This is a genomic window from Vibrio sp. Vb0349 (assembly GCF_033338975.1).
This window is the reverse complement of record NZ_JAWOTS010000001.1, coordinates 647143-664330: the sequence shown is the minus strand read 5'-3', so window position 1 is coordinate 664330 and position 17188 is coordinate 647143. Positions and strand designations below refer to the sequence as shown.

Genomic DNA, 17188 nt, shown 5'->3' with positions numbered 1-17188 from the left:
GTGGGATAATGATAAATATGACAAATCTGTTGCGCTCAGTCGACAACAGCCATAAAGGGCTGCAATTGCTATTAGGCGATTTTTACCAAGATTTCAGTGACGCAGGGATTGATATTGAGATGCTGCATAAACAAAACCGTTTTGAAGCACTCAGATGTTATTCAAAAAGACTAAAGACCATTCTCGTCTTGTTATGTGATGACGACTTACCACCAAAATTGGCAAAACTTGAACACTTAAATAAACACCATTTCCCTGCTCCTAATGAATTGATTGAGGACGTTAAAACCGAGCTTAACAACGTAAACAAACAAATTAGCCAGCTGTTAAAAATCGAAAATTCAATCGATAGCCGCACAGGTAGTGAATCATAGGGGTGGCTCATGAGTAATAAGCAAATAGAACATCACCTCAAAAAGGCGCTTGTTTCGAACAACGAAGCTTCGAAGGTAACAGCAGACGATACAATCGTGCTAGCCAGTGCAATGACCAGCGTACACAAAACCTTGCTGGTTATCTTTTTGCTTTCCATGGTGGCTATCGCCGTGGCATCTCAGGCTCGTATCGACATTGTGGTGTCGGTGCGCGGTGAGCTATTGCTCGAATCTGACATCGAAAAAGTGCAACACCTTGAAGGCGGTATTCTAGAAGAAATGCTAGTGCGCAAAGGCGAAGTGGTTTATGAAGGTCAGCCTATTGCACGCCTTCGCTCTCTGGATAGAAACACTCAACTTGATACGGTAAACACAGAGATCATTCAGCTTGAGCTAGACAAGATTCGTTACGAAAGCCTGCGCGATATGGTGGAACCCGATTTTTCTGCCTACATCGAAAAGTACCCAGAATTAGTGCAAGTCAACATGAATACCTGGCAGCAAGAATTTTCTAAAAACCGTTCCAATGAAGAGTTGATCACTCACGATATCCAACATAAGAATTCGCTTATTGATTCAATGCTCAAGCGCCGTAAAAGCTCCGAGAACCAGCTCTCCTTGATACGCAAGCAGCTCAATATTAAGAACACCTTGTACAAAGAGGAAATGGCGTCTTACGTCGATGTTCTGAATATGCAGGTTCAAGAGTCAAACATGGTGCGTGAGATTGAAAACCTTGATGAGTCGGTCATGAATGAGCGCTTCCAACTCGACAAACTAGAGAAGCAGTACCGAGACTTGGTGGAGAATCGTAATGCCGAGTATCAAGCACAAATCATTCAAGCAAACAAGGACTTAAAGTTGAAACGTATATTACGTCCTCAACACTCAGATAAAGTGGATCGCCTCGTGGTTTACGCCCCTATTGACGGTGTAGTAGATAAAGTGCACTTCAACTTCCGCTCCGCTGTGATACCGCCAGGTGAAAGCATCGCGGACATTGCACCGATCAATAACGCCCTTCATGGAGAGGCGAAGATCCCGCGTAAAGACATGGGTTTTGTAGAAATCGGACAAGCGGTCAAAGTGAAGATGGATACCTACAACTTTGCCAAATACGGATTTTTGGAAGGTCGAATTGCATCGATCAGCCGTTCTTCTTATGAAGAAGAAGACGCTGAATTCTACCTCGCGGAAATCCAAATCAGTCAAAACTATCTAGAGCGCGGAGGCACACAATACAAGCTGTCCCCTTATATGGAGTTTACCGCAGACGTGAAAACAGGTTCACGCCGGGTTATCGAATACGCAGCGAAGCCGGTTATGTCGGCTATCGAAGACGCATTCGATGAGAGGTGATGGATGAGTAGCAAGCCTTCTTACAATATTTCCGTTCCTGTTATGCGCCTAAGCATTGCTTTCAGCTTGATGCTGGCTGCCCTCGCCTTTTATTTGTATATCTCTTGGGAAAAAGTGGATTCAGTCGAGAAAGTGCAAAACGCGCCTCTTTTGGTTCAAGCTCAACAGCTCAACCAAACTATCGAGTTTGATATTCAAACGCTTCAACGCTGTTTAAGCGCACGTTATTGCAGTACAACAGAGCTTGATTTTGAGGTTCTGAAAGACGAAATTGACCAATTTAAGTCGCTCGCGTCACTCAACAAAACCGAGTTTAGCTTGGTGGGCGCGACCGAATACACGCAGCTTGAACTGGCAATCAATCGCTTCTCAGACAGCCAAAAAACACGCGACGATGTGTTGGCACTGTACCTCTCGCTCACCAATAACTACCTACAAATGGACGACAACTACCGGACCATATTTAACAACCATGCGAACGACCTAATGATGGAGAAAAACGAGTTCTTCATTTGGTTGTTTGTGGTCGTTGTCGTACTGGTTGGTATCGCAGTGCTATCGAACTTGGTGGCAATCCTTAAGCTGAAAAAATCCAGCTCGAATGAGCGTGACATTGACCAAGAATTCGATGAGCTTTATCAAGAGCTCAAACAACTGGATTTACAAAGGTTGGAAGAGTTGCTGAATGAAGTGAGCATCAATCCGAAGCAGCGTCAGATCTACTCTCACCTAAAACTGATTTTCAGCAAACTCGAAGAACAAAAACGCAATAACGATCTCTACAAGCAGCTCTATGCTCTGATTGGTTACGAGATTCGTGGCATCACCAACACCATTAACGGCGGCGTGCAATATCTCGTTCAAGAGACCGATGAGAGCGGCGTGTTGATGGCGCAAGATATAACCTCGGCTGCCAATACCCTGTCTGAATTGGCAGAGAACTACAACCGACTCATTTCACAAGGGACCGAGAGCAAATCGAAAGAGTTTTCACTGCTGAATGTACTGTCTGAATTGATGATTCACATCAGTTCAAAAGTGCAGCGAAATGAAGGTGAGCTAGACTGCTTTATCTCAGATAACTTACCAAACCGTGTTGAAGGACAATCCACCAGCTTATTCTGGGTGTTGTTCCTACAGCTATCAAATGCCATCCAACTCAAAGCCGACAAGAAACTGTTTGTCACCATTGAATCAGGTGCGGCGTCAGACATTGAAAATACCCGCCTGACCATCAATCTAAACTTCTTAACCACGCTGGATGTGCCGCTTGCCAAGCTCAATACCCTACACTGGAGCGACCATAAACAGCACACTGCAACCAAAGACGATTTGGCGAAAAGCGTGTTGAAAGATTATGGCTATTACGAGAGCCATTGGTATCAATCGGGCAATCAGGAACGTTTTCAAATTCAGCTCGATTTGAAAGCCAAAAGCTTCCACACCGAGAAAACTCGCTTCGACAATAAGCGCCTATTACTGTGTGCCAACTCTCAGCTGCGCATTGATGTGATGAGCAAAATGTTAGTCAACTTGGGCTTAGAGATTACGCCAATTCGAACGCCGAACGAACTCTTCTCTGCGGCAAAAACCTTTGGCGAATACGATGCCATCATGCTGACCGACACGTTCGAGCCAAACAAGCTGCCCTCACTGAGCAAAACGGTGAAATCGCAACTGCGCAATCACCCGAACACGAAGTTGTTGCTTTCAGTCACTAGCACTCAGCAAGCACAAGAGAGTCATACCTTTGTCGACAAGATTCTGAACTCCCCCGCGATTCCGTATGAGTTCATCCCTAACCTATTAGCAATCATGGAAGCGGAAGCCTCTGAAGAACAGATGGAGAACAGCTCATTCCTGATTGTGGAGGATGACCGTGTTCAACAGATTCTACTCAAACGTATTTTGAGCAAGCAAGAATACGAAGCCGACACCGTTGGCGATGGCGCAGACGCCGTTCAGCATTTCATGAATCAGCGCTCAGACATCATTTTTATGGACTGCATCATGCCGGGCATGGGCGGCATTGAAGCGACCAAACGCATTCGACAATACGAACAAGAGAGCGGACAGAACCCTTGCACCATTATAGGTGCGACAGCATTGACCAGCAGTAATGAACACCAAGCTTGTATCGAAGCTGGAATGGATTACGTGATCAGCAAACCTTATAAAAACGACGAAATCATCAAGGTGATCAACAAGTATGTGGCGGTACAGAAACTTAACTAGCTGTGTATTGGCAGCGCTTACATTGAGCAACGCTCCTTCGGCAATGGCGACCACCTTGCTTGAGGCGGTCAAACTCGGCTTGGAAAACAATTTATCTCTGCGCGCTAGTGACAAAGGCGTGGAAGAAAACGAATACAACATCGACATTAGCCGTTCTAAGTTTCTACCCTCTTTAAACGGTGCTGCTGATACCACATGGAATGAAAACGAAACCATATTAACGGGAACACCGGATACACGTTCTAGCTACAACTCGAACAGCTACAGTGTGTCTTTATCCCAATCGGTGTTTAACCTTGGTGACATCTTTAAATACGGCACCGCGAAGCTTGATTTCAACATTGAAGAAATCAAACACGAGAACAAAATCCAGAGCACCATTTCTGAAATCGCGACGCAATATTTCGAATACCTCAAAAACAACGCGCAAATCAAAGCCACCCAAGTAGAACTTAAATCGTCTGAAACACGTGAGCGCCAAATGCGTCGCAACGTGGAACTTGGCAACACTGCGGCGAGCGAGTTGTATGAGGTAATTGCCCAGAAAGAAGGCATTGCCAATCGCTTAAGAACCTTAGAGAAAGACCGGCGCGTAATTTTGAACGGTTTAGAGATTCAAGTTCAATACCCAGTCACCCCATCACAGGACATCTACGAAAGCGTGCCCTTGGCGGAAATCAGCGAATCCGAACAACGTGAGATTCTTGAACAAGCTTTGAAGCTCAATAACGACTTATTGGTTGCGAAGAAAACCGTCGAGCGCAGCCGAAGAGGCTTGAAAGAAAGCGGTTCAAACTTTGTGCCGACCGTATCGCTCTCTGCCAGTTACCGTTACGACGATGCGAACAACTATGACCGAACCGACCCAACCGCAACAGGGGACAGTAACTCGACCAGCGTCGGGTTGAACTTGAATGTGCCAATTTTCTCCGGCGGTTCGGATTACTACGGTTATCAAAAATCGTCGACTGCCATCGAGCGAACCGAGCTGCTGTACCAAGATTCATTGTTCGCGACGCGCAATAGCGTTAACACCTCAGTACTCAACATTAACGACTTCTCCCGCGCCATCAGCAGTTACGAGAACATCATCCGTGCCAACTACTCTTCCTACAAAGGCATTCAACGCGCCTATCAGCTTGGTACGCGAACCATTACCGACTTACTGGCAGCGGAAAGTAAACTGTTCAGCGCACTACGTGATTACGAGAGCGCGCGCTATGACTACATCATTGAATCGATCAATCTTGAGCAAATCAAAGGCATGCTATCGGTTCAATCTATCGAAAGCATCATGCAGTTGATGAGCGATATCGAAGGCAGAAGCAATCAAGACTTAGTTCCAAAACACCTTCTCTCTAAACCATCGATTAAGAAAGGAGGTCGCAATGCAAACTGAGCACTTTTCCCAAAAGATTAACTTTGCTGACAAGTGTTATCTGACTTTCTCAACGGTCATCTCAACACTGTTTGGTTTAGTGCTGCCCTTTTCGATTCTTATTATCTTTGACCGTGTTTTACCTAACCAAGCCAAAGACACGCTGTTTCTTCTGTTTGCCATTATCTTGATCACCATCTTCCTCGACTATCACTTAAAGAATCAGGAAGAGAAGATTTCGTCGGTGATCATGAAGCAATTCGAAACCAACTTAACCAACAAGGTGTTTCAATCAATCTGTTTGGCTGAGATATCGAAGTTTCGTCGTCTAGAACCCGGTGAATACCTAGAGCGTATTGCGACCATTCCAGAGATTAAATCCTTCTTTGGCGGAGAATCTGTACGGGCATTGATCAACCTTGCCGTCAGCATACTGACCATTCTGATTATCGGTGTGATCAACATTTGGGCGGGAGTGACCATCTTGCTCGCCTCCATCATTTTGGCGGTGTTCGCACTCAGTCTTTCCAAGCAGAAAATCAACAGCTTAGAAAACAAATCCGACATCGAAGGCTTAACTACTTCTAAAATCATCGAGATCATCTCTAGCCCACTCGATATCAAAGCGCGCAATATGGAATATCGCGTTGAGAGCTTGATGACACAAATGGTGGAAGAACGTGAAGTCGAGAACATCAAATACGAGCAAATTGAATCAAACTTCAACCTTATCTTGTCGCTCATACAACAGCTCTCCATCGCTTGTGTGGTGGTGGTTTTGGCAACGGCAGTTATCAACATGCAATCGAGCCAAGGCATCATGGCTGCCATCATCATGCTTACCAACCGCTACTTCGCGCCATACCAGCAAGTAATGCGCACGGTGAGTCGATGGGAGTTGAACAAGCTTCATATTCAACGTATCGCCGAGCTGCTTGAGCTTGCTGCATCTATAGAACAACAAAACGACACGACAGAAGTCGAGCGCATCTCGGTGAAGTATTCGGAAAAACAACGCATTGAGTTTGAACGCGGTCAGGCTTACTTGCTGACGGGGAAAAGCGGCGCAGGTAAAACCCACCTCGCCAATTGCATTACGCGGCAAAACACCGACAGCAAGCTCGATATCCAAATCAACGAGACACCGCTCGATGACGTCAACTACAACGTCTGGCGTAATAGCGTGCTCATGGTCGACAAAACCAGTTCGTTCGTCGAAGGCACCATCATCGACAACTTGACTTGTTTCCGCCCGAGCTTAAATAACACGGCATTTGCGCTTTGCGAAACCATGAACATCAAGGCACAAATCGATGCCCTTCCCGCTGGTTTTTACACCGAGCTTAAAGGACATTTACGCAACCCATTCTCGCGCCAAGTCGCTTATGCCTTGTTGTTAGTGCGTGCCTTACTCGCGAACAAACGTGTGTTGATCTTCGACGACATCGACTGTGTTTATGATGACGACTTTGCTCGATTGGTTTTGACCAGCACCGCCTATCGCGCCAACGACAAAATCCTCATCATCGTCAGCAACAAGATGGACAAACTCAATCATCGCCTCAAACGCGTCAAACTTACCGGAGGTGACCAATGAGTATTTTGGTTGATTTTAATAATGTCCCTCAGCGCTTGTTGGACTTTGAGGCTCGCAGTTATGACGAGCGATACAATCAGTCACCTTTGATTCGTGGTTTAGCTTACACCCTCATAGCGCTTGAATGGGAAGGCACACCTTCTATCCTCAGCGACGCTTTTATCCCTAAACCAAAAGACAGCGACAGTTTTATCGCTACGATTGAACGCCTTGGTTACCGTTGTGACGTCACCAAACTAAAAACGTTGGAGCACATCGAGGGGCATCCTCATCCTTGTTTTATCGAGATAGAAAACCTCACTGCGATTTTCTTGGGCACTAAAGACGGCAAACTGATCCTGTTTGATTACACAAATAACAACACCATTGAATACCCGCTCTGCAAGAAGCCGTGCTTGTTGGTCTCGATCAGCGAATACTCCCGCTTATTCCGAGAACCGCCACCTGAATCTCAAGACCGCAGTAACTGGATTAAATACGCGTTTTATCGCTACAACAATGAACTCAAAAGCCTGATTATTCTCAGCTTCGTGGTCAGCATTCTCGGCGCACTCCAGCCCTTTTTTATTATGAGTGTGTACAACTTCGCCTTAACCTCTAGCTCGCAAGCCACGCTTTATTGGCTCACGTTATTTGCTGTGATTGTTGGGTTCTCGGAATACTTTTTCAAGAAAATGCGGGTCAACATCATCGCCACATCAGGAAAGGATTTGGCGGTGCATATTTCTCAAAACGTAATATCCAAACTGTTGTGGCTTCCTTATTCGATGACATCTACCGCTGGTGTCTCTTCTCAGTTAGCACGATTGAAGGACATCGACACTTTCCGCCGTTTGGTAACCGCAGAGTCAACATTAAGCTACTTCGACATGCCGTTTGTTATCGTATTCATTATTGCCATTGCTCTTATGTCTGGTACCGCAGCGCTAGTCGTTATGGCGGGGTTGATTCTAATGTTGGTGTTCTGTGTTTATTCTCGTTACATCTACTCGCAAGCCACGTCCAAGAGCTCTCGCGCCAACGCCATGGTTTCTTACCAATGGAATGAGATTCTTCGTGGTATAAAAACCATCCAAGGCTTGCCATTGTTGCGTGTTATCCAGTCCCGCTTTAGCGCATCACATTTACAAAGCACAAACGATGCAGAACATGTTTCAGTGACTAATAGCAGGGTTCAGGCAGCAGGCGGGAGTTTGATTCAGGTTATTGGTACCGCAAGTATCGTCGCGGCCGTTATCGGCGTGATGGACGGCACCTCCGATGCAGGTGCAATGCTTGCTACTGTAATTTTAGTCTGGAAGGCGTTGGGGCCTATTATGGGCATCTACAACTCTATTTCTAAGTTCCAATCCATTAAGGCGTCTTCTGCGCAAATCAACAACCTTATGGCGATGAATGACGATAAGCTAACGTTAGAGAAAAGCCCCCCTATTCGCCTCTTTCAAGGTAGTATCGTCGGCTCTGGTGTGAGCCATCGTTATAGTGGTGCGGCAACAGGCTTAACTAATCTTGGTTTTAAAATTCCACCGGGCGCAAAAGTCGTGATTTGTGGACCAACAGGTTGCGGTAAAACGACGCTCATCTCTATTATCGCTGGGCTAGAGGAACGCTATCAAGGCTCAGTTTCGGTGGACGGTTATAACATCAAACAGTTCAACAGTTACCGCTATCGAACCTCGATTAACTACATCCCGTTTAACCTGCATATTTTTGAAGGCTCCTTGGAGATTAACTTCATCTTGCATAATGGATTAATCCCAACAGAAAAAATGCGTGAAATGGTGAGTTTCTTTGAGCTCGATACATGGTTGCCACAAGGCCTGGACACTCAATTGAGCGTTGATATCTGTAAAAGTTTACCAAATGGTATTCAACAAAGACTACGGCTCGCATTAGGGCTAGGCAACTGCGAACAATCTTTGATTATCATTGACGAGCCATTTAATGGTGCAGAGCAAGAAAACTCGCACTACTTCAAGCGGTTATTCAGCGATAAACTACTCAATAAGACCGTTATTTTCTCAACGAATGATCCGGGCATGATCTCTACATCCAATATGAGCTTAGTCTTGGAGCCAGATGGCAACCTGAAGTATTTCGGGTTAACCGATAAGTACTTAAAAAGCCTAAGTTAAGTTCGGAATGTGGTGTGGTTCATCATTCATACTTGAGCACGGTCATTGACAAAAATGTAAACGATGAGACTATTTACTCTGTAAGCGCGTACACTAAGGAATCCGATGTATACATTTGTTGCAGACAAATTGGATGTGGTTTATTTATCAACAATACCAGAAAACTACCAGTTACAAGACTTCGACGTGCCTGAAGAAGAACTCGAAATTCGTGAAATTGTAGAGGTATGGTATGAGTGTGCGTTTCTTCCTGACTTTAACCTTCAACACATCGACATCGAAAACAAAACTGCTTTGGTCGAGACACAAGCGCAAGTCGTAAACAACTACACAAGTACGCTCGCTTTTTTACTCAAAAGTCGTACTTATCGCGCAGCACTTAACCGATTATTGAGTGTATGGAGATTGGAGGCAGCAGCTAAAGCACAGCTTGAGCTGCTGTTACTTACGGAAGAACAGAGTAGCAAGCCAGTAAATTAATCAGCTAGGATAAGGGGCTAAAAATCTTAAACCCAACCATCGAATCGGAGACGTTTCTGCACGCGTTCAACCGCCTCTATCTGCATCTGACGAACACGCTCGTTAGACACGTTTAACAACAGGCCTATTTCCGACAAGGTTTTCACTCTCTGGTCAAATAATCCGAATCGATGGATCAAGACTTTCTGCAACTTAGTTGGCAAAGTTTTAATAATATTTTCAATGGCTTGAGTAAAGCACTGGTTTTCACAGTCTTGTTGTGGATCTGGCGTATACTCACTTTCACACAGTTCAAGAACAAATGGAACACGATGTAGGTCCGCAGTGGTCGATACATCAATAAAACCACTTAGAGCAACAAGTTCATCTATACGTTCTGCTTTCACCCCTGAGCAGCGTGAGAGTTCAGAAATAGACAACTCCTTGCTCTCACTTTTTGACGCATCTAGCTTTTTTAAAGCCAGGCTATTTATCTCTTTGCACACATGAGCAGGTAAACGTACCGTGCGGCCATTGTTCATTAATGCCGCTTCTATATTCTCGCGAATCCACCATACCGCATAAGTAGAAAAACGGTAGCCTGGCTCAGGATCGAACTTATCGACCGCTTTTATCAAACCAATGTTACCTTCTTCTATTAAATCGAGCAGAGTAAAGTTATTACCTGGCCGTTTGAGGTAACCTTTTGCGATTTTCACAACAAGTCGAAGATTAGACTCAATCAACATTTCGCGCGCTTCTTCATCACCAGCTCGATTAAGTTTGGCGTAATGCAACTCCTCTTCACGAGACAACAAATCAATCCCCACAATATCTTTGAGATAGTGAGCATAAGGGTCTTTCCCAACTGACAACGATTCTTTCATTGACAGTTCATCCGTGACAGCTCGGAACCTAGCAAAGCATTCGTTGTTCATTCCCCGTCCTTCTCAAGCCAACTTATTTCTTATCTTCTTTAATTGTTTTTGTACAACACTGTATGCATCATGCTTTATATGCATTACTTTACACTGAGTGTAGACAGGGGTTCTGATCTTTACCAAGAAATCACTTATCACTTTAAAACAATTACTGCTTCTATGATAAAAACGTGAGCAGGCGGGGGTTTATATATATGAAAGTGATAGTATTTGTACGCAAATTGGCCTCAAAGAAAACAACGCAACGTGGTCGTCAACGCTTACCACGTTACTCTGACTAAACCTTTGAGGCTTGAGGATGCTTTGAAGTATCAGTTGAATTAGCGAGACCTAATTCACTTGACGAAGCGCAGGTTGAAGCTGACAGTCTGTTATGACTTGGAAAACTGCACGATTCTTTCCTTCAGACTTACCTTGATACATCAACTCGTCAGCATCTTGCAAGCTCACGATGTGGGTAAACTCAGGATAGTAAGCACAGCCCAAACTGATACTCAAATGAATTGCTTGTCCGCCCAGTATAACAGGCTGATCGTAAACGGCTTTACAAAGCATATTCGCAAAATTGAGTGCTTCTCGCTCTGACAGAGACGACGTAACGAGTGCGAACTCTTCTCCTCCAATTCTCGCCAATGTCATTCGGTCATCAGTCATCGACTTAGCGGCTTCTGCGATGGCAACTATTGCTCGGTCTCCAGCAAGGTGGCCATATCGATCATTGATTGATTTAAAATCATCAATATCAAACACCATCACCGTTAAGTTTCGCTTCAAATGATTCAGTAGCGCCAATTGCTCAATCAGGTGTCTACGGTTGTATAGCTTTGTGAGAGAATCCGTCAACGTCATCTCTAGCAATTGCTGATTGGCAATCGTTAATTGCCTTGTCCGAAGAGCAACCATACGTTTGAGGGCAAAAATATGATAAAGCGTTGCAACCGCCATAATGAAAATAGCAATAGGGAAAAGATAAAGTGGATAAACCGTTTTCACCACACTCCAACGGGTGAGGATCCGCTCACGGTCCGTATCGATGACTTTTTCAAACGCTCTTGATACCTCTAAAATGGAAGTTGCACTGTGCATTCCTGCTGCAATCCGAAGATCTTTACTATATAAGCTAATTGTCGGGACAAACATACCCGCTCCCGGCGTGGTTGCCATATAAAAGTTAGCAACTTGCAGGTCTGCAACAAAGTACAGCACCTTTTTATCGACGGCGGCTTGTATCATCGAATCATTGTTAATGTATTCTGCGATAGGTGCATTCGGATAATTCGTCTGAACAAACTCAGACTCGTAACTTCCTTTAACAACGCCAATTGGCAGCGTCATTTCGCCAGTTAAAACACTCCTGATATCAACCGAAAGTACATCTTTATTTACGTACAATTTGGTTTGGATAGGCATTATGACGGCGCCAAAGTCCATATACTTCGCTCTTTCGGGCGAGTAGACAAGTCCTCCGTGAAAGTCAGCCTTACCCTCTTTTACGGCTTGCAAAGAAGCATCCCAATCCAAAAGGAGAAACTGAACGTCAATTTGGTTGTTCGCCGCGTACTCTTTCCAAAAGTCGATTAAAATACCTTTAGGTTCACCATCTGGGCTAAGGTAAGAGAACGGCTTCCACGCTTTGGAGTTAGCAACAATTAAAGAATGAGACTCTGATTTGTGCGCATGCGCCATCGGACAAATGGACAGCCACAGTAGTAATAAAGAAGCACACGCTTTTTTACATTTGCAACCATAAGTACCATAACTCGTCGATGACATACCTACTTCTCACCAGTCTTTTTAAACCATAATCTCGGCTGTTTGATTAGACTAAAGATATAGTAGAGTTGCATAAGACAGGAAGTGACGCTTATTGATATGAATCTAACTTAGTAAGTTTTAGTACTTAATTGGTACTTTCAACGCCTGGTTCGCTGAAGCAGTTGAAGCAGTACATGATAAATTAGGAATAACTTATCTGGTACTAAAAAATTGAATATCATCAGTTTTGCAAACACCTAGTACCAATAAAAAAGCCCTATTCAAAATCCACCTTGGGGAGAACTTTGAATAGGGCTCTTTGCCTCTATGCTTCATTTTACGGCTGAAGCTACCTTTACCTTTTTTCGCTTTAACGACTCGTGTTTGGAACAGCTGACTGGTAACAACCGCTTTTAACGCGTTGTCTTTGATTTCACCTCTGCCGAAGTCGGTCTCATGTTGTGAGCCACTCGGTTGAGGACTGATTTTACGCTTTGCCATAAATCCTCCTTAATGGTCGAACCAGATTGGACAATAATTATATAAATAAGTCAAATTTATAGATTTAGTTGAATTTTATGCTAAAAAACTTCACATCACCGTCATTTATTTGAAATTTAATCAAAAACATGCTGGTTAAATAGTGACTAAATACAAATATTTGTCCATAAAGCACTAATATATGTTGACTCTTCGTGGAATTAACCTAGACTCAAACACGGCTAGAAAGAAAGTTCTTTGTTTTCACATTTCGTTGGATTACTTGTAACCCGTCGTCCTGTGGTACGCAATAGCAATTTATTTTTCCACGCTATAAGCGCCGTTGAGGCGAAAGATTACATTATTTAGATATTTAGGAAATAGACATGTCTAACACAGCTACTGGCACAGTTAAGTGGTTCAACGAAACTAAAGGCTTCGGTTTCATTCAACAAGAAAACGGTCCTGACGTATTTGCTCACTTCTCTGCAATCACTGGTGACGGCTTCCGTACTCTAGTTGAAGGCCAGAAAGTAGAATTTGTTATCTCTCAAGGCCAAAAAGGCCCTCAAGCAGAGCAAATCAAAGTACTTTAATTCTTAAAGAATTTGATACGATAGCCAGCTTTTAAAGCTGGCTATTTTTTTGCCTAAAACTTATTTTGCCAACAAAACGATATAAATCTATGGCTCTTAAACCAACCATTTACAAATTTCGTATCGCCATTTCCGATATGAATAATGACTATTACGATTCTAAAAATCTAACTATCGCCCTTCACCCTTCTGAAAAGCCGCAACGAATGTTGGCTCGCATTCTAGCTTACTGTTTAAATGCTCAAAGCAATCTAGAGTTTACAAAAGGACTCTCTACGATTGAAGAGCCTGATTTATGGCATGTTGGCGATGATCAAAGCATTACTCACTGGATTGAAATTGGCGAACCAGAACCAGACAGAATTAAGAAAGCTTCTCGCCTCGCAAAGCATGTAAAAGTTTACACTTATAACACCAAAGCGGCTGTCTGGTGGGACAAAATGTCAGGAAAGTTCTCAATGCTTCCCGTCAACGTAGAGAGCTTTGACTATGACGCTATCGACTTGATTTGTCAGCATCTTGACCGAGGTACTAACCTTTCTGTTATGATTACTGGCAGCTCAATTTTTGTTGATATCAATGATCAACATATCGAAGTAACGGTGAAGGAACTAAAAAACCATGACGTCTCTTAGTGAACTGAGTCAAGAGATGGGATTTGAAGAAATCCCCTTTGTTAAAGAACATAAAGCAGCAAAGCGACGTTGGTTAAAAGAACAGTCACAACTATTTACAAAAGTTTGTGAGAACAAACCCTCAACAGCACCTACTCTTCACCTGCTTGGCCTTTTGACCAAATCACATATTGAAGCAAGTGCTAACTACGAGCAAAATGCTCACTCTACCCAGCGTATGCAGCAAGTTCTGACTGACTCCTTGGGTAATGAGCACGCGGATAAGTTTACTAACCAATCTGCTGAAGACCTAATCTTAGTCACCCACCTTTGGTTATACACGCAAGGCTATTTAAATATGGATTTCAGCTTGGCGCACGATCATGCCGAGCAGACTCAAAATACATTGCAGCACGAGCTTGTCATAAAACGCATGGACGTTGATGCATTCAGAACCGAACTCATGCAAAGTTTTTATCAAGGTAAAGAAGCCCGTCCGGCTTCAGCAAGTGGCTTTTGGGGTTGGTTTAAACGTCTATTTTCCGCATAAAATACATGGTTTTATCCATTTCAAACAACTGATAGACTTCACGCTCAGTGCAACAAGCATCATGATTGCATTCTTAAAGGACAATTACCCAATGAACATCAAGGGATCATTATGAAGTTTATCCGTTGGATTTTAGGCAAGGTTATCTTATTGCTGAACGCGGTGTTCTCACCTCGTGGTATTAAGCGCACCGCAGAAGAACAGCAACGTATTGATGAAAAAGCGAAACAATACGCACTTTACCAATTTGAAGCCTGCCCTTTTTGCGTAAAGGTCCGCCGTGCAATGAAGCGTCAATCGGTGAACATTGAGCTACGTGATGCAAAAAATAACCCGGCTCATCGAGCTGAACTAGAGCAAGGTGGTGGGCGAGTTAAAGTCCCTTGCCTTCGTATCGAAAAAGATGGCGAAACACAGTGGTTATACGAGTCATCGGACATCGTCGCTTACGTTGAAAAAGAATTTGCCTAAGTTCCCCCTATGAACATTGGCGGATGTAAAAGAGGCACCTAACGGTGCCTCTTTTCTATTTTTTCTAGCTAAATGTTGCCGTGCGAGCTTTCCTTATTCAGTCTTCTTGCTCAACTCCGAACTTAAACTCCACTAAGCAAATAACGGGTATGCAAGAACAACACAACGAAGATTACCACCCAACGTCTGCGTTATTCATCCACGATCAATGTTAGCTCTACGCGCCGATTGCAAGCTTTACCACTCGCTGTCGCATTGCTGCACTTCGGTACATACTCCCCGAAGCCTCTAGAAAACACTCGTTGACGTGGAATACTCGTCGCCAATAGTTGTTTTTCTACTTCACGAGCTCGCTTTTCAGATAGCGTGTCATTGAAGCTTTCAGCTCCCGTGCTATCCGCATGACCATCAATCACGACATCAACATCAGTTCTTCCAGCCAGATAGTGACCAATGTTTCGAATCCAGTCTTGAGATTGAGCAGATAACCGTGCAGAACCCGTTTGAAAATGCACTTGCTCTTTCAAACGTATCATCAGGTGACCACCACTGAGCGTCTCGTGAGGAATGTTATGCCTGCTCAGGAACATTTCCAGAGAGGTCACGTTTTGCGACTTTTTTACTGACGCCCTCGCCGTTTGATATGAACGAGGGGAAGAAGCCACATTGGATGCGCTCGGGTATCCCCACTCTGGGTGTCTCAGCTCAGTGTTTGATTTAGGAGCTGTATCTAAAATGTTCCCACCAGGGACCATATCTTGATCGAGGCTGCTGCACCCGGCCAGAATGCCACAAACAATTAAAAACCAATGCTTCATACCATTACCAACGTAGAAAAACTCTTGTTCATTGTGTCGACAAAACACGCCGAATCTTTAGCGCTTTTGTCCACCGATTGGTTTGTCTATGCAGCGTTCATGCCACTGGAGTCAATGCAAAATCATCTCTCAAATAAAACGCAACACTAAAATACCCTACCCTTACAGTCCATACTTCAGGCAAAGTCTGTTACCAATGGTCTCACTTTATTGTTATTTAATGGTTTTAGTCACTATCGTTAACCGATAAACTAACGCAAATTTCTCATTTAGAGCACTACTATGTTAAAAACCATATCGAAAGGCTTTGCTGTTGTTGTTGCCGTAATGGCTTTGTCGGCATGCGATAGCGGCAAGAGTCAGCCTCAGCAAGGCAAACAATACGAAGTTTTGCCAGTATCCCTTGAAGAGTATGATTTAGCTCCCCTGACTGAAGCATTCTCTTTAACTTGTGGCCACTGCCGCTCAATGGAAGAGTTTGTCCCTCAAATTGAATCATTGACCGATCAAAGCGTTGAAAAAATGCATGTAACGTTCAATGAAAGTGCACAAGTGAGCGCCATCATCTTCTATACTGCCGTAATGCAGCTTGAATCAACACCAGATAAAGCGTTTATGGCGGATCTTTTTACTGCTGTGCAAATGGGTGCCGATGCAACGGCTGAGGAACGCCAAATCGCCGTAGAGACAGCCTTTGAGTCTCGCAACCTTATCAGCCCTTACCATTTAGATGAAGCACAGCAAAAAGCGCTGTTTGAGTACATCACTAAGGCAGAAGCGATCACGACTCGCGGCCAAATTAACTCCGTTCCAGCCTTTATCGTAAACGGAAAATATCAAGTGATTACTGGTGGTCATGACAGCGTTGAAGCCATGGCAGAAACCATCAAATTTTTGCTAAAACAACCTAAATAGACAAGGAGATTACGTGTCTAAATTTTTGTTTCCTCTTATTATTTTTATTTTGGCGGGCTTTTTCATTTACCGTACTTGGACAAACCATAAAGTAGCAGATGAAAACTTTGCCAAAGGCCAAGCATTCTTACTAGAAAATGCGAAAAAAGAAGGCGTCATCACAACAGAAAGTGGCCTTCAATACATGGTTCTTGAAAAAGGCGAAGGTGAGGTTCACCCAACTGCAACAAGTAAAGTAAAAGTACACTACCACGGCACCTTGATTGATGGCACGATATTCGATAGCTCTGTTAATCGTGGTGAGCCTATTTCATTTGGTCTTAACCAAGTCATTAAAGGCTGGCAAGAAGGTCTACAATACATGGTAGAAGGTGAGAAAATCCGCCTTTTCGTACCAAGCACGCTTGGCTATGGTAAGAGTGGCTCTGGCCCAATTCCACCAGCAAGTGTTTTGATCTTTGATGTTGAACTGCTAGAAATTCAATAAATCTAGAAAGCTTTGTCTTAAAGC

17 protein-coding genes are annotated in these 17188 nt (G+C 43.9%); 13 read left to right on the top strand and 4 right to left on the bottom strand.

What is annotated here, in order from left to right; genetic code table 11:
* The first annotated feature begins 5 nt into the window (after positions 1–5).
* From R7Q47_RS03020 to R7Q47_RS02990, 7 genes are all read left to right on the top strand, one after another.
* Positions 6–374, top strand: coding sequence for a hypothetical protein (locus R7Q47_RS03020; protein WP_031777210.1), 369 nt, complete (start codon positions 6–8; stop codon positions 372–374).
* Positions 375–383: 9 nt separating this feature from the next.
* A complete protein-coding gene (locus tag R7Q47_RS03015) occupies positions 384–1733 on the top strand; it encodes an HlyD family type I secretion periplasmic adaptor subunit (protein ID WP_033906830.1) in 1350 nt (449 codons plus the stop codon).
* Between the two features lie 3 nt (positions 1734–1736).
* Positions 1737–3968, top strand: coding sequence for a response regulator (locus tag R7Q47_RS03010; protein ID WP_318088591.1), 2232 nt, complete (start codon positions 1737–1739; stop codon positions 3966–3968).
* A complete protein-coding gene (locus R7Q47_RS03005) occupies positions 3943–5367 on the top strand; it encodes a TolC family protein (RefSeq protein WP_025768454.1) in 1425 nt (474 codons plus the stop codon). Before R7Q47_RS03010 ends, R7Q47_RS03005 begins: the two co-directional genes overlap by 26 nt.
* Positions 5357–6943, top strand: a complete 1587-nt coding sequence (locus tag R7Q47_RS03000; protein WP_005389021.1) for an ATP-binding cassette domain-containing protein — start codon at positions 5357–5359, stop codon at positions 6941–6943. Before R7Q47_RS03005 ends, R7Q47_RS03000 begins: the two co-directional genes overlap by 11 nt.
* A complete protein-coding gene (locus R7Q47_RS02995) occupies positions 6940–9078 on the top strand; it encodes an ATP-binding cassette domain-containing protein (RefSeq protein WP_318088589.1) in 2139 nt (712 codons plus the stop codon). Before R7Q47_RS03000 ends, R7Q47_RS02995 begins: the two co-directional genes overlap by 4 nt.
* A 105-nt stretch (positions 9079–9183) precedes the next feature.
* Positions 9184–9558 carry a hypothetical protein gene (locus R7Q47_RS02990; RefSeq protein WP_005375619.1) on the top strand — a complete coding sequence of 125 codons (375 nt, stop codon included), beginning with the start codon at positions 9184–9186 and terminating at the stop codon, positions 9556–9558.
* A gap of 26 nt (positions 9559–9584) precedes the next feature.
* On the opposite strand, the gene R7Q47_RS02985 is transcribed toward R7Q47_RS02990, so the two are convergent.
* The 3 genes from R7Q47_RS02985 to R7Q47_RS02975 all read right to left on the bottom strand — a co-directional run bounded on the left by R7Q47_RS02985 (position 9585) and on the right by R7Q47_RS02975 (position 12734).
* Positions 9585–10475 carry an RNA polymerase sigma factor RpoD/SigA gene (locus R7Q47_RS02985; RefSeq protein WP_017635872.1) on the bottom strand — a complete coding sequence of 297 codons (891 nt, stop codon included), beginning with the start codon at positions 10473–10475 and terminating at the stop codon, positions 9585–9587.
* Positions 10476–10808: 333 nt separating this feature from the next.
* Positions 10809–12251, bottom strand: a complete 1443-nt coding sequence (locus tag R7Q47_RS02980) for a diguanylate cyclase domain-containing protein (RefSeq protein ID WP_017635871.1) — start codon at positions 12249–12251, stop codon at positions 10809–10811.
* Positions 12252–12446: 195 nt separating this feature from the next.
* Positions 12447–12734, bottom strand: coding sequence for an alternative ribosome-rescue factor A (locus R7Q47_RS02975; protein ID WP_017821594.1), 288 nt, complete (start codon positions 12732–12734; stop codon positions 12447–12449).
* 365 nt (positions 12735–13099) lie between these two features.
* Here R7Q47_RS02975 and R7Q47_RS02970 point away from each other — a divergent pair, with 365 nt between their 5' ends.
* From R7Q47_RS02970 to R7Q47_RS02955, 4 genes are all read left to right on the top strand, one after another.
* The gene (locus R7Q47_RS02970; protein WP_005375625.1) at positions 13100–13309 is read left to right on the top strand and encodes a cold-shock protein; all 210 of its coding nucleotides are present in this window, start codon (positions 13100–13102) and stop codon (positions 13307–13309) included.
* Positions 13310–13398: 89 nt separating this feature from the next.
* A complete protein-coding gene (locus R7Q47_RS02965) occupies positions 13399–13944 on the top strand; it encodes a YaeQ family protein (RefSeq protein WP_064376786.1) in 546 nt (181 codons plus the stop codon).
* Positions 13931–14473: a hypothetical protein gene (locus R7Q47_RS02960; protein ID WP_033906823.1), complete on the top strand. Its 543-nt coding sequence runs from the start codon at positions 13931–13933 to the stop codon at positions 14471–14473. Before R7Q47_RS02965 ends, R7Q47_RS02960 begins: the two co-directional genes overlap by 14 nt.
* 111 nt (positions 14474–14584) lie before the next feature.
* Entirely contained in the window at positions 14585–14944 is a 360-nt protein-coding gene (locus R7Q47_RS02955; RefSeq protein WP_154203946.1) for a glutaredoxin family protein, read from the top strand.
* 191 nt (positions 14945–15135) lie between these two features.
* Here the strand turns inward: R7Q47_RS02955 and R7Q47_RS02950 are convergent, their stop codons facing one another.
* Positions 15136–15762: an OmpA family protein gene (locus R7Q47_RS02950; RefSeq protein ID WP_025768460.1), complete on the bottom strand. Its 627-nt coding sequence runs from the start codon at positions 15760–15762 to the stop codon at positions 15136–15138.
* 282 nt (positions 15763–16044) lie between these two features.
* Between R7Q47_RS02950 and R7Q47_RS02945 the strand changes: the two genes are divergently transcribed.
* Both R7Q47_RS02945 and R7Q47_RS02940 read left to right on the top strand, forming a co-directional pair.
* On the top strand, positions 16045–16677 hold the full coding sequence (locus tag R7Q47_RS02945; protein WP_318088587.1) for a thiol:disulfide interchange protein DsbA/DsbL: 633 nt from the start codon (positions 16045–16047) through the stop codon (positions 16675–16677).
* Positions 16678–16690: 13 nt separating this feature from the next.
* On the top strand, positions 16691–17164 hold the full coding sequence (locus R7Q47_RS02940; protein ID WP_054578695.1) for an FKBP-type peptidyl-prolyl cis-trans isomerase: 474 nt from the start codon (positions 16691–16693) through the stop codon (positions 17162–17164).
* Positions 17165–17188: the final 24 nt, after the last annotated feature.

Coding starts and splice junctions, on each gene's coding strand:
- R7Q47_RS02980 (WP_017635871.1), bottom strand. CDS start 12,251: ATGTCATCGACGAGTTATGGTACTTATGGTTGCAAATGTAAAAAAGCG.
- R7Q47_RS03000 (WP_005389021.1), top strand. CDS start 5,357: ATGCAAACTGAGCACTTTTCCCAAAAGATTAACTTTGCTGACAAGTGT.
- R7Q47_RS03010 (WP_318088591.1), top strand. CDS start 1,737: ATGAGTAGCAAGCCTTCTTACAATATTTCCGTTCCTGTTATGCGCCTA.
- R7Q47_RS02945 (WP_318088587.1), top strand. CDS start 16,045: ATGTTAAAAACCATATCGAAAGGCTTTGCTGTTGTTGTTGCCGTAATG.
- R7Q47_RS02960 (WP_033906823.1), top strand. CDS start 13,931: ATGACGTCTCTTAGTGAACTGAGTCAAGAGATGGGATTTGAAGAAATC.
- R7Q47_RS02975 (WP_017821594.1), bottom strand. CDS start 12,734: ATGGCAAAGCGTAAAATCAGTCCTCAACCGAGTGGCTCACAACATGAG.
- R7Q47_RS03005 (WP_025768454.1), top strand. CDS start 3,943: ATGTGGCGGTACAGAAACTTAACTAGCTGTGTATTGGCAGCGCTTACA.
- R7Q47_RS02990 (WP_005375619.1), top strand. CDS start 9,184: ATGTATACATTTGTTGCAGACAAATTGGATGTGGTTTATTTATCAACA.
- R7Q47_RS02970 (WP_005375625.1), top strand. CDS start 13,100: ATGTCTAACACAGCTACTGGCACAGTTAAGTGGTTCAACGAAACTAAA.
- R7Q47_RS03015 (WP_033906830.1), top strand. CDS start 384: ATGAGTAATAAGCAAATAGAACATCACCTCAAAAAGGCGCTTGTTTCG.
- R7Q47_RS02965 (WP_064376786.1), top strand. CDS start 13,399: ATGGCTCTTAAACCAACCATTTACAAATTTCGTATCGCCATTTCCGAT.
- R7Q47_RS02955 (WP_154203946.1), top strand. CDS start 14,585: ATGAAGTTTATCCGTTGGATTTTAGGCAAGGTTATCTTATTGCTGAAC.
- R7Q47_RS02995 (WP_318088589.1), top strand. CDS start 6,940: ATGAGTATTTTGGTTGATTTTAATAATGTCCCTCAGCGCTTGTTGGAC.
- R7Q47_RS02950 (WP_025768460.1), bottom strand. CDS start 15,762: ATGAAGCATTGGTTTTTAATTGTTTGTGGCATTCTGGCCGGGTGCAGC.
- R7Q47_RS02985 (WP_017635872.1), bottom strand. CDS start 10,475: ATGAACAACGAATGCTTTGCTAGGTTCCGAGCTGTCACGGATGAACTG.